This is a genomic window from Rhodopirellula bahusiensis, assembly GCF_002727185.1.
Classification (GTDB): domain Bacteria; phylum Planctomycetota; class Planctomycetia; order Pirellulales; family Pirellulaceae; genus Rhodopirellula; species Rhodopirellula bahusiensis.
The window spans coordinates 63,029-74,721 of the sequence record NZ_NIZW01000030.1 but is presented as its reverse complement, the minus strand read 5'-3'; the positions used below and the strand labels follow the sequence as shown (position 1 = coordinate 74,721).

Below are 11,693 nucleotides of genomic sequence, written 5' to 3'. Positions count from 1 at the left end.
GTTACGGACTGCTCATTCGCTTTTGGTTGCTCTCCACCCTTTCTGTTGAAAACGCAGTTACCATCAGCTACGGGGCGGTAACGAATTCCCCGGTCAGGACTTTCACCTGACAATTCAATCGCCTTTGCAGGCGCACTAGCGGCGTCTCTCCGAGACGCTGTCATTTGCGAGTCTCAGAGAGACTCGCCTACGTGAGGTTCTACCCGATCATTCCTGCCGACCTGCTAGTGTTTGTTTTCTTCGCTTCGAAGCCGTTCCATTTCATCTCGCTCGGCTTCGGCGAGGAAAAGCGGCAAGTAGGGAATGTTGATCAACACTGCTAACAGGAAGAGAGCGGCGGCCACGATTCCCACAACCTGCCATTCATAGATTGCAGCAGCGATGATGAAGGTGCTGGCCGCTAGGATGCCCAGCACTTTCAAGAGCAGGATCACACCAGCGGTTTCAACGTCAATGTCCATTTCAATCTGGCCGATACGTTCGGATTTTTGGAGCCTCAACTCAGAAGCTCGTGACCGCACCTCCATGTAGTTCGCAACCGCCAGAATCGCGTAAAGAAACGGGATTGGAATCGCGGCTAGGTAAGCGGCTTCGGGCACTAGAAACAGCCCCACGCATGTCGCGATCAAACTTGTGGCCAGCAAAATTCGGACGCCAGTGCGAAATTGACGAGACAACGCATGGGCGTCGGGTTCGACAGGAAGTTTGTTGGTCGTCGTTGAGGTGCTCATTCGAATTTCCGAGTAGGGACGGGCGGCTGACTGGTCCGATGGGGCACACTCCGTTGGTGTGGCACACCACGTGCGAGAAAGTGAGTTGTCAATGTACTCACCTTCAAGGAACTCACTCGTGTCCAAGCAAGACGTCCTCGTCAACGACGAAACAATGCACCATGACCATCGCCAATGGGAAAGCGATGTTTCGATGTGGGACGCTCACGAACGCATGAAAAAGCATCACCACACCGTAATGGCTCACATTGCAATGTTGAAAGCAACCTTGGATTCGTCGCTGTAGGGCGGCCCCAAGTTGGGTGAAGCGGAGCTTGCCAGCGGAAAGAGGCGTGGCAGCAACAGGTGTCGTTGTTGCTATGCTTCACGGTGCTCTCTGAGTGAGAGGTATCGTTGATCCTATTGAGCGGCTGTTGATGAGCTGCCCGAATTTCCTATTGACCGCGGCCATCTCCCATGGAACTGATCGAAGTCCCGCAATTGATACGCAATGCCGAGCGTTTTCGTGAGGTGGTGACAATTCTCACCCGACATGGTTTGGCGGATTGGATGTCGGGAGTCCCGTCGATCTGGCCGGATCGATTGCGAGGTGCGGTGGCGGATGATTCGATGACCACCGCGGAGCGAGTTCGGGTTGCGTTTGAAGATCTCGGAACGACCTTCATCAAACTCGGTCAGGTCTTGAGCACTCGTGAAGACTTGGTGGGACGTGAACTGGCGTGCGAGTTGGCTCAACTGCGTGCCAATACGCCCAGCGATCCGTCTGATGAGGTCATCGCGATGATCGAGTCCGAGTTGGGAGCGGGAATTGATGAACTTTTTTCGTCGTTTGATCCAGTGGCGATGGCGTCGGCATCAATTGGCCAAGTTCACCGAGCGACCACGCATGAGGGAGACGATGTCGTAGTCAAGGTTCAGCACCCCGGAATCGAACGACGCATCGTCAACGATTTGGAGATCATGCAGAAGCTGGCCGAAATCGCGGAGCAGCAATCGGAGAGGCTTCGACAGTATCGCCCGGTCGATACGATCCGCGAATTTCAACGCTCGTTGATGCGAGAGTTGGATTTCCAACGCGAACTGAAGAACATGGATCGGTTTCGATCGAACTTCGAAGACGAACCAGATGTTCATTTCGCGGTGCCATATCCAAAGCTGAGTTCACGCCGTGTGCTGACGATGGAGCGGCTGGACGGGATCAGCGTTTCCGACAAAGCAGCGTTGAAGTCCTCGGGGGCTGACTTGAACGAGGTCGCTCATCGAGGCGCGACGGTGTTTCTCGACATGATTTTTCGCGACGGCTTCTACCATGCCGATCCGCATCCGGGAAACTTGATGCTTCTCGGACCTGGCACCTGCGACGATCAGCAGCCAGCGAAACAAGTCGTCGGGTTGCTTGACTGCGGAATGGTCGGGCGGATCAACGATGCGCTGCGTGATGACTTGGAGGCGGCTTTGATTGCTGCCGTGACCGGTGATGCGGATTCAATCGCTGAGATCGTGGTGCGATTGGGCGAAGTGCCCAGCGATTTCGACGAACCGTCATTGGTAAGTGAAATCCACGACATGCTGGATGACTACTCCGATCAGAAACTTCGCGACTTCGACGTGAGTTCCTGCTTGAGAGATGTGACGAGGAGCATTCGTGAGCACCAGATCCATTTGCCGGCCAAGGTAGCGATGTTGCTGAAGGTGTTGGCGATGTTGGAGGGAACCGCTCACCAATTAAATCCCGAGTTCAGTTTGGCGGAATTGTTGCAGCCATATGGTCAACAAGCGATGCGTCGCCGACTGTCGCCGCGGCGCGTTTACGAACGGATCAAGAACCGGGTCGATGATTGGGATCACTTGCTAAGCATCCTGCCGAAGGATCTGGGGGATGTGCTGCATAGCCTCAAACAAGGCAACTTCGACATCCATCTTCAACACCGTCGGCTGGAACCGATTGTCAATCGTTTGGTGATGGGAATTTTGACCGCGGCATTGTTTGTTGGTTCCGCTTCCCTGTGGAGTAGCGGCGTGCCTCCGTTGTTGTTTGGTGTCTCGGTTCCCGGGCTACTTGGGTGCTTGTTGGCGATGGTCATGGGCGTTCGTCTCTGTTGGCAAATTTCAAAGGTTCGGTGACTGCGATGCCGTCATTGTTTGCATTCACCTCCGAGTTCAATGCCGTTGGCGTTCATCGTTGGTGCGGTTGATGTGCGGTGGAGTCTCGAGTTGTCATGGACGCACAGTTGCACGCTCTCAATTGATCCGATGACGTGCATTTCGGCGTCGGTATGTTGTTTGCCAAGTTCTTTCAAACCGTTTGATTCCTTTTCAAAGTGTTTGGAGATCCTGTCATGCCATTGGCAAAAACAATGTTTCGTTTGAGTCTCGTCGTCGCAGCCATCTGCGTATCAACGTGGGCCTCGTCCGCACGGGCTGACGACGAGAAAGCAATTGACGGAAGTGGACAAAAGGTCGTCGTCCACCTGTCTCACTTCACCGATGATTTGCATCGATGCTTCATGGCGGTGAAGGTTGCGAATTTGATGCAGGAATACGGTGCGGAAGTGACTTTGTTCGTGGATTTGGAAGGCGTCCGGATCGCACAGCGAAGACAGGAACTGGAATTTCAATGGGGCCCCGATTCACCAACCCTGGCGGAACTGTATGAGAAGTTTGCGGCTGGTGGTGGCACGGTCCTGGTGTGTCCTTATTGCGCCAAGTCGGCTCACATCACCGATCCCGGACTGAAACGCAACGCCCAAATTGGCACTACAGCGATGCTGGGCAAGTTGCTGATTGAGGCGGACAAGGTGATGGATTATTGAGACGGGCATTCTCCGCTACTTGCCGAAAGACTTCGATTCTGTCTTGCGAATTGGAGAATTTTCGGTCGAGATCCATGACGCCCGCTCAAGCCCATAGAATGAGAGACGCGTTCAAAGGACGCGAACGTCGATGAAGGAGTTGTCATCCAAGTTGATGCGAGGACCACGGTCATCAAACTGCTTCGGGATGTTGAAACGACGCTCGGTTCGAACTGTGTTCAGAGCGTTGATACCAAGGCGAACGGGAGATTGCAGAAGTGAACCAGGACGAATTTCGGTTTGATCAGGACCGCCGACGTTTCTTGCGTGCGTCGGCCTGGGGCGTCGCCGCGACGGCTGTTTCGCACGCCGGAATCGGCGACTTGGCGGGCGCCGAGAACCCGACCCCAATTGCAGAATCGCCGCTGCCGAGTCGGCCTGCTGGTGTCGAAGTGCTGATGCCGCGAGACCGAGTTCCATTATCGTTCATCATTGATGACTCAACTTGCTTGGTGAACATGGGGCACTTTTGCAACCCGCAGTTCGCGGCCGCTTGGCCGAACCGAGCCGAGTATCAGAAGCCTTGGAAAACGTGGCCGCGTGAGATTCCCGATGGCTTTGTTCGTCAGTTTGGCGAATGGTGTGCGGAACATGGTGTGAAGGGCAAGTACAGCATCGTCCCCAACCCCGCGTGCGTCGGTTGGTTGGATCGTGAGTTGCCCGGTTGGTCGCGAACCGAATTGCAATCGAGCATGAATCTTGTTCGTGAGTTGATGGTTCCCAATTGGGACATTCATCCAGAGATGATCACGCACACGCGGGTGATTGACCTGAAAACGGGCAGGCCGATGGAGGAGATCAGCTCAGCGACGATGGAAAACTCGTACCCGCAAGAGAAGAAGAGTGTGGACGAGTTGGCGGCCTATCTTGCCTATGCACTTCGCATTTTGAAGAATTGTGAACTGCCCTGCGAAGGCGTCACCACGCCCGGCGGATTCGGCGGCATGGTCAAGAGGGAGTTGCCGATGGCGGTTGATCAAGCGGTTCGTGATGTGTACGGCGCGACGCTACCGCACTACTTCAAATACGTTGTTTCGGGTGATGAGAGCACCGAGCCGAAGCTGGAGCATTTGCGAGGCGTAGGTACCGACGACGTGCGACTGACGGTCAACGTCCCAGCCGGTACGGGCGATTGGTTCGGTGGTTGGCAAGGTGATTCGCTTTCCGAACCCGATCGGTATTGCAACCGAGATGCGACCAATGGCCGAATGGTGGAATTGATTCAGCGGCGAGAACCAGCGGTCATGCTTTGTCATTGGCCGGGAATGTACAGCAACAGCAGCCAAGAAGGATTTCGCTCGTTCCAACGAGTTGTCGAATCTCTGGCAAGCCGATTCGGCGACGACACCATTTGGATGAAGGTCAGTGAGATCGCACACTATTGGGCTGCGAAGCAACTGACCGAAATTGAGCATGTCGGCAACCGGTTGATTCTCAAGGCACCCTTTGCTTCGTCGAAGTTCACGCTGCAGATAGATGGTGGAGTTGGCCCAGTCAGCGTTCAGCATGGTGGTGATCGTAAGTTGCTCAAAGAAACCACCACGCGTTCGAGATTGGACTCGGAAACTTGGTTTTCCGATGAGAAGCATCTCGTTGCCTGTTTTGATTTGCCAAAGGGAACAACGCATCTCGTCCTCGGTGAGACCGGGTAGCGCTTTCGCGTGTCCCGTGGGATCCGTATTTCAGTGTCGAACGGCGGCGAAGGACTTGAGGTCTTGATGCGATTGGAGAAGCTGCAATTCTCGATAGTGAACTTGCTCGGCTGGGTAGGTGTGTGCGCGGTTTTGATTGCGTTGTCGAGAATTCACTTCTTGTGTGTGCCGATCGCCTGCCCGTTTGTGGTCGGCCCGATGTTGGCAATCACAGTGAATCCCACGCGATGGGCGGTATTTCTAGGTGTGGTGTCGTCGTTGTGTTGGGTGTTGATTGGACTGGTGCCCTACTGGTTTCTGGCTTCGTTTCTCATCTTCGCAGCCTCTTACTTGGATGATGATTCGTTGACTCGGACCGTTCTCGTCGTGGTGACCATCGCCTATTTTCTTGCGGTGTCAGCAATCGGTGGGTATCTTGGCGGTTTGGCTTCGAGACCGGACTGATATTTAAGAAGTAATATGGCACGCTATCTATCTCTTTTTGCATTCCTTGTTTGCTCTTTGCGGATCTGCGTCGCACAAGAGGCAAGCGATGATGATTCCTTTCAATCACAGGTTGCGAAAACGGCGGTTGCCAAGTTTGATGAACGTCTGAGATTCCTGGACCAAAAGCTTCAGGAGCAGATTGCACTTGCTGAAAAGACCTTGAGAAGTGATCTCGAATCAGCCCTTTCTGAAGCAGTGGAGGCGAAGGACTTTGCGGAAGCAAATCGCATTTCGGCGCTTCTGGATAGTAAGTTGAAAGCGTTTGTAGAGGAACGGACGAAGACTAATCCTGGAACTGATGGTGACGAGCAGCAAATTGCCAAGTTGAAAGAGAAGCTTGCGGAGCTGGAGTCGCGGGAACAGTCCAAACCGCCGATCGACCCTGTTGTCGGCCGATGGGACTACAGCAATGGAAACGTGTGTGACTATACGCAGGAGGGATTCGTCGTTTTGCGAGGGAAACGCATTGGGCTTTGGGCCAAGGTGGAAAACAACCAGTATCTTGTCGCCTTCTTGCGTACGTTTGCGGATGGATCGTCGGAGGAATTGATGCTTCATCCAGACGGCAAGCACGCGACGTCAGTTAGCAGCAAGTCCAGTGTTCAATTGAAGCGGATTGTGCAGTAGACGGCGTTTCTTCGGAGCGTTTGACAGAGTAACGCATCGCAGGCGAAATGAAGTATTCAACGTCCGATTTGCTTCGGTTAACGGCTCTCGCAGCTTTGGTGATGCTGGCGACCAGAATTGGTTCTTTTGTCGGTTTCGTGGCGTTCGTTCTTGGCGTTTCTCTGTTTGTTGTGGATCATCGTTGTCGACATCAGAGTCAGGCGTTGAGGATGATCGGTTTTTGGGTGACGCTTTTGACCTACTGGGCGTTGGCCAGCGTCATGGTCGCCTACCACTTTCTGACTGGAAACATGTCGTCTCGGAACCTCTACTGGATCGTGAGTCTCGACGACGGTCTTCCAATCTTGTTTATCTTCTGGGTGCTCACATCGGCAGCCTTCGGCATGTGCGGCTTGCTAATTGGGCACTATCGTCTTGAGTATGCGACCTGGAGAAATTCGCGCGCGTGAACAGGATCAACAAACGGTTCGTGGTTTGGTTCGCCTGGTAATGGACGCTCGGAGAGTTTGCCATGAACGGTAGGAGAGCATGGGGTTGCGCTATGTTGGCGTTGGGCATACTGGCCGCTTTCTTGGTGGCGTTGTTCCGCTATGACAAGGCAAGCACTCATCCGCAGGTGACAGAGTGGCGTGTGTATTCCGCGGACGCGATCGCAAAAAACAATTGCCTTGGCAAACAATCGGCTGTTCTTTTCTATGCACGGTGGGCGTTGTCTGCGGATCCGAAGGGCGGCTTGTTCTCAACCGCCATTGATCGAGCACTTTCTGACGCTGACTATGTTGCCATGTCTGCCGATCTGACGGATTCCTCAGTGGAGGACTTCGACGCCCTCAAGGAACAGGGGTTTGAATCGATCCCGGTTCTAGTTCTGTATCCTCGCAATGGTCAGCCGATCGGATTCGAGGGTGGGACGCCGGAATCACAGATCATTGGGGCGATTGAAAAGCTCGGGCGAAGTGCTGCCGAAATTCATTCTGCCAAGTTCAATCTTGCTGATTAGCGTTTCGATGTCCAATGGCTTGAAGCATACATCGTCGAGTCCGCTTGCCTTGCAGCGGTCGATGACTTCTTTTGCTTCTTCGCGGTGTCCTGTGATCAGGATCGTTCGAATCGCTGGGTTCACCTCTGACACTCGATGCAATACGTCGCAGCCATCGGTTTGTCCGGTACTCAAGCTGAGGTCGACCACCGCGATTTGGTAGTTCGCATTCATTGCTTTGCGAACGCCATCCTCTTTGTCGTGCGCGAGGCAGACTCGATAGGATCGTTCACGCAAAATGTGCCACAAGGTTTTGCAAAACTCAGCGTCATCATCAACGACGAGCACGATGGGCGAATTGGACAATTGTTCCACCAACGGAAGCAGCTCGCCAAGGTCGACTGGTTTGCGGAGAACTTGTTGAATGCCCCCGTCCCGAGCCCGTTGGGCTCCGTCACCTTGAGCGTAGGCGGTGACCATGATGGCCGCGATTTCCGGCCGTCGTTGGACCATTTGTTGGTGAAGTGTCGCGCCGTCCATGCCGGGCATCGAGTAGTCCAACAACGCCACGTCGTAACAATTGGCATCGACCAAATTCAATGCGGAGGGGCCATCGTGGGCGATGTCCGTTTGATAGCCCAGGTCGTCAAGGATGTCTTTGATGTTAGAACAGATGTCTTCGTCATCGTCCACGATCAACACGCGTTTCGAACTCATCGGTCTTTCCCCGCGATTGGAATCGAGATGTCAAACAAAGTCCCTTCATTCGGGCTCGACTCCAATCTCATTTCGCATTGGTTTTTTTCGAGGATGGCGGTGGTGATTGCCATTCCCAATCCCATTCCTCTCGCTTTGGTTGAAAAGAAAGGTTCTGCGATGCGTTGTGCAACTTCGGGCGGCATTCCAATTCCGTCGTCTTGAACGCTGACGACGATCATCGATTCGTGCAGACGGGCGGAGAGCTGGAGGGAACCTCCTTCTGGCATCGCATCGCGAGAGTTTCGTATTAGGTTCTTGAAGACGATTGGCAATTGTTTCTCGTCTGCCCAAGCATTTGGCAGGTTCGCGGGGAATTCTTGTTCGACGACGATGCTGCGAGGCAATTTCGTGTCGCGTAAGGTTCCTGAGATCATGGCTGGGATATCAATCTCCGACGCTTGTGGTTCTGGCAGTCGGGCCAAATCGGATAGAGCGGTGACTGCGCTATCGATGATGTTGACTTGCCGATCGATTCGCGTCAGGTGTTCTTCGGTCTTTTGGGGTGATGGTGATTGAGCGTTCAGGAGGTAGTACGCGGATGTTTTGATCGCGTTCAGAGGGTTTCGAATTTCGTGAGCGATCCCGCCTGAAATTCGACCGAGCGTTGCAAACTTTTCTTTTTCCACCAATTCCAGTTGGGCTTGTTGCAATTCAGCGGCTTGCGTTCGAACTCGTTGATCGAGGGTCGCGTTGAGTTGCTTCAGTTCTCCTTCGGCCGCCTTGAGTTCACTGATGTCGCGCAAGATCCCAGTGAACAGCTTTCTTTGATCCGTTTCGACTTCGCTAACGCCCAGATGTAACGGGAACAGGCTTCCATCCTTGCGTTTTCCGGTGACTTCACGACCGATGCCGATGATGTGACGTTCGCCGGTTTTTTGGTAGCGATCGAGATAGCCATCGTGCTGTTCGTGATAAGGAGATGGCATCAGCATCTTCACGTTCTGGCCGATCATCTCAACGGAATCGAATCCGAACATTCGCTCGGTGGCGATGTTCGCGGATTCGATGGTGCCTTTTTGGTCGATGATGATGATCGCATCAACAGCGGTTCGTAGGACGGATGCCAGGATGGCGAGTTGTTCGTCGTCATGCATGGAGCGATTTGCTCTCCCCGGAGCAGGCGTTTTGGATAGCGTCGTCTTTGCCCAAACGGATGCGAAAGCGTGCTCCGCAATGGACCGGTTTGACGACGCGAATGTCACCGCCGTGGGCCTCGATAATTCGCTGCACGATCGACATACCCAAGCCGGTGCCTTTGACTTTGGTCGTGAAGAACGGATCGAAGAGCTTTTGCTGCTGTTCCGCTGACAGGCCAGGTCCGTTGTCGGAATAGTCCAAGTGAATGTCTTCCGTGCCTTTGCAAAGACACTCAATTTGGATCCGCACCGGATTTTCGCAGGCGGCCAGCGAATTCTCAAATAGATTGCGAAAGACCTGTTCCAATCGCAGGGTATCGACTTCGGCAGGGCAGCCGCAGTCGCATTGTGTTTCGATCAATTCCGCATCGCGATCTCCACGTGACTTTGACAGGTTGGACCAAACCTGCCGCCAAACCTCTTGCAGCTTCACCGATTCCCGATGCAGCCTTATGGGGGCCGCGTACTCGCGAACTTCTTCCAGTGTGCTTCCGAGTTCGTTGGCGGCTCTGGCGATGGAATCGACTTCTTCTCGCGTGTCCGTTTCGAGGGGGAGGTCAAGACGCAGTAGCTCGACACTGGCGTTGATTCGTTGCAATGCGTTGCGACTTTCGTGAGCCAGCCCTGCAACCGTTTGTCCAATCGCGGCAAGACGATGGTCGCGGGCGGCAGCTTCTTGAGCGTCGATGATGTCAGTCACATCTATTCCGATCGCGAGCACGGATTCGATGTTTCCGCTGGCGTCCTTCAGTGTGGAATCTGACCAGCGAATTTGGCGGACTCGATCGGACTTCGTCAGCAAACCATTGCGAACACCGGAGGACGTCCTTCCAAGAGCCGTTTGTTGGAAGATCTCGCCAACTCTCTCTCGCTCCGGTTCAGGTGTGCAGTGGTCGATGTAGTCTCGACCGATCAAGTCATCGAGTTGCCAACCGGTGACCTCGGAGAAGTGTTTGTTGAAGTGTACGATGCGACCCGTCAAATCGAGCACCACGATGAATGCTTCGCTTGTCTCGAGAAGCTGATTGGCAAATCGTTGTTGACGTTGAAGGTCCGCTTCGACTCGCTTCTGTTTCGCGATTCGAGCGACGCTTTGCCGAATGACGTCTGGATGAACAGGCTTTAGAAGGTAGTCCGTCACGCCGTGTTTGAACGACGCGATGGTGCCTTCCATGTTCGCGAATCCGGTGACGATGATGAACTCAGCGTTGGGCAATCGTTCCGAGAGACCGGCCAAATGGTCTTCGACTTCACCGTCGGGCAGTCGGCGGTCCAGGATTGCGAGCTCAATGCTGGGTTGGGGTGCGGCATTCAGAACTTCGGCAAAGCTCTGAGCGACGCGGACTCGGTGGCCGTCCAAATCCAAAATGTCGACCATGTTCGCCAGCGAATCCGGATCGTCTTCGACGAGCAAGATGGTCAACTCGTCCGACATGGTGCAGTTTCCGAGATGAACACGGTCCGATCACCGCACATGCGACATGATCTGTCGTCGCAATGATACCTGTGTGCGGACCATCTCGGTAGTTCCCGCGTCTGGATAGCGAAGAAACCGACTTAGATTCCCATCTGGGATAGCATGTCGGCGACTTGACCGGCCGTTTGGGTCACATGCGGGTGGCTGCGTGCGACTTCCTGAGTCGACTGGTGAAATCGCTTGGCCAAATCAGCTGAACGGATGTCGAATCGGTCCAAGCTGTTTTGGATCTCTTGAATGGCTTCCTTGAGTTGCTCTCGCTCGGTGTCATCGAGCGTGTCAAGTTCACCCAGTTGATCGTGAAGTTGCCGAAGGGTGGTTTTGAGAGAGTCGGGCATGGTGCTGTCTCGATGTAAGTGAGGTTTGCAAAGAACTTCGATGCAGGCACGCAGGTGTCTTTTGGGGATGTGAGTCGTTGGGCACCGTTTCCACACACAACCGTGCTAGTGCATCAACGGCTCACGAAATCAAACCTAGTCGTTCCTGGCTTTCTGCTTGTGGCATTTGCACATTCCATTCCGAATTCGTTTTGGGTGTCAGCGAGTGACGGAACGGCCCAAGTTGATTGAGGTTCGCACGGTGGCGTGCATTGACGCACGATCGCTTCGTTATCCGTTTTGTCATTGTGCTGAACACGGTCGTCATCACTAAAGTGTTTGGCGAATGCGTTCGAATCCATTTTTGATCTCGTCGCCTACTAACTGAAGAGCGGCCAAGATGTCTTCACCGGATTCGTCGACCGCATCTTTGAGCGGTTGATAGTCTTCGTTCAGTTCTTCGAGTTTCTTGTCCAGTCGCTGCAATTCACTCTTGGCTTCTTGTTTACCCAAGTGAATTTGCAGTGCCAGGGAATCTCGTTCTTCCTTGAGGTCGCCAATCATGTTGGAGACGAGTCGTCGGGCGGAGGCGGGCATTGGTTTTCCTTTTCGCAATGGGTTGCTGAGTGCGTCCATCAGTCCTGAACGAGAGGAACTGAATAGCAAAAAGGAATGCA

At 53.8% G+C, this 11,693-nt stretch carries 13 protein-coding genes; 7 read left to right on the top strand and 6 right to left on the bottom strand.

Annotated features, from left to right (window positions below):
* Positions 1-224: 224 nt before the first annotated feature.
* A complete protein-coding gene (locus CEE69_RS27155) occupies positions 225-731 on the bottom strand; it encodes a hypothetical protein (protein ID WP_233215690.1) in 507 nt (168 codons plus the stop codon).
* Positions 732-849: 118 nt separating this feature from the next.
* On the opposite strand from CEE69_RS27155, the gene CEE69_RS32965 reads away from it, so the two are divergent.
* From CEE69_RS32965 to CEE69_RS27125, 7 genes are all read left to right on the top strand, one after another.
* A complete protein-coding gene (locus CEE69_RS32965) occupies positions 850-1,017 on the top strand; it encodes a hypothetical protein (RefSeq protein ID WP_199169964.1) in 168 nt (55 codons plus the stop codon).
* A 170-nt stretch (positions 1,018-1,187) separates the two neighbouring features.
* Entirely contained in the window at positions 1,188-2,855 is a 1,668-nt protein-coding gene (locus CEE69_RS27150; protein WP_099263707.1) for an ABC1 kinase family protein, read from the top strand.
* Positions 2,856-3,070: 215 nt separating this feature from the next.
* The gene (locus CEE69_RS27145; RefSeq protein ID WP_099263720.1) at positions 3,071-3,544 is read left to right on the top strand and encodes a DsrE family protein; all 474 of its coding nucleotides are present in this window, start codon (positions 3,071-3,073) and stop codon (positions 3,542-3,544) included.
* A 257-nt stretch (positions 3,545-3,801) separates the two neighbouring features.
* Complete coding sequence (locus CEE69_RS27140; RefSeq protein ID WP_099263706.1) at positions 3,802-5,235, top strand: hypothetical protein; 1,434 nt, start codon at positions 3,802-3,804, stop codon at positions 5,233-5,235.
* 66 nt (positions 5,236-5,301) lie between these two features.
* Positions 5,302-5,679 (top strand): hypothetical protein, encoded by a 378-nt coding sequence (locus CEE69_RS27135; RefSeq protein ID WP_099263719.1) that lies wholly within the window; start codon positions 5,302-5,304, stop codon positions 5,677-5,679.
* A 15-nt stretch (positions 5,680-5,694) separates the two neighbouring features.
* Complete coding sequence (locus tag CEE69_RS27130) at positions 5,695-6,348, top strand: hypothetical protein (protein WP_143549346.1); 654 nt, start codon at positions 5,695-5,697, stop codon at positions 6,346-6,348.
* Between the two features lie 98 nt (positions 6,349-6,446).
* On the top strand, positions 6,447-6,797 hold the full coding sequence (locus CEE69_RS27125; RefSeq protein ID WP_143549345.1) for a hypothetical protein: 351 nt from the start codon (positions 6,447-6,449) through the stop codon (positions 6,795-6,797).
* Between the two features lie 470 nt (positions 6,798-7,267).
* Here the strand turns inward: CEE69_RS27125 and CEE69_RS27115 are convergent, their stop codons facing one another.
* From CEE69_RS27115 to CEE69_RS27090, 5 genes are all read right to left on the bottom strand, one after another.
* The gene (locus tag CEE69_RS27115; RefSeq protein WP_099263703.1) at positions 7,268-8,044 is read right to left on the bottom strand and encodes a response regulator; all 777 of its coding nucleotides are present in this window, start codon (positions 8,042-8,044) and stop codon (positions 7,268-7,270) included.
* A complete protein-coding gene (locus CEE69_RS27110; protein ID WP_099263702.1) occupies positions 8,041-9,180 on the bottom strand; it encodes a two-component system sensor histidine kinase NtrB in 1,140 nt (379 codons plus the stop codon). Before CEE69_RS27110 ends, CEE69_RS27115 begins: the two co-directional genes overlap by 4 nt.
* Positions 9,173-10,657, bottom strand: a complete 1,485-nt coding sequence (locus tag CEE69_RS27105; protein ID WP_099263701.1) for an ATP-binding protein — start codon at positions 10,655-10,657, stop codon at positions 9,173-9,175. Before CEE69_RS27105 ends, CEE69_RS27110 begins: the two co-directional genes overlap by 8 nt.
* Before the next feature lie 122 nt (positions 10,658-10,779).
* Complete coding sequence (locus CEE69_RS27100; protein WP_099263700.1) at positions 10,780-11,037, bottom strand: DUF4404 family protein; 258 nt, start codon at positions 11,035-11,037, stop codon at positions 10,780-10,782.
* Between the two features lie 309 nt (positions 11,038-11,346).
* Positions 11,347-11,613, bottom strand: coding sequence for a hypothetical protein (locus tag CEE69_RS27090; protein ID WP_099263717.1), 267 nt, complete (start codon positions 11,611-11,613; stop codon positions 11,347-11,349).
* Positions 11,614-11,693: the final 80 nt, after the last annotated feature.

Bases quoted from the DNA above. Each gene is read 5' to 3' on its own strand.
- CEE69_RS27150 (WP_099263707.1), top strand. From the start codon at position 1,188: ATGGAACTGATCGAAGTCCCGCAATTGATACGCAATGCCGAGCGTTTT.
- CEE69_RS27155 (WP_233215690.1), bottom strand. From the start codon at position 731: ATGAGCACCTCAACGACGACCAACAAACTTCCTGTCGAACCCGACGCC.
- CEE69_RS27100 (WP_099263700.1), bottom strand. From the start codon at position 11,037: ATGCCCGACTCTCTCAAAACCACCCTTCGGCAACTTCACGATCAACTG.
- CEE69_RS27145 (WP_099263720.1), top strand. From the start codon at position 3,071: ATGCCATTGGCAAAAACAATGTTTCGTTTGAGTCTCGTCGTCGCAGCC.
- CEE69_RS27135 (WP_099263719.1), top strand. From the start codon at position 5,302: ATGCGATTGGAGAAGCTGCAATTCTCGATAGTGAACTTGCTCGGCTGG.
- CEE69_RS27105 (WP_099263701.1), bottom strand. From the start codon at position 10,657: ATGTCGGACGAGTTGACCATCTTGCTCGTCGAAGACGATCCGGATTCG.
- CEE69_RS27090 (WP_099263717.1), bottom strand. From the start codon at position 11,613: ATGCCCGCCTCCGCCCGACGACTCGTCTCCAACATGATTGGCGACCTC.
- CEE69_RS27130 (WP_143549346.1), top strand. From the start codon at position 5,695: ATGGCACGCTATCTATCTCTTTTTGCATTCCTTGTTTGCTCTTTGCGG.
- CEE69_RS27115 (WP_099263703.1), bottom strand. From the start codon at position 8,044: ATGAGTTCGAAACGCGTGTTGATCGTGGACGATGACGAAGACATCTGT.
- CEE69_RS27110 (WP_099263702.1), bottom strand. From the start codon at position 9,180: ATGCATGACGACGAACAACTCGCCATCCTGGCATCCGTCCTACGAACC.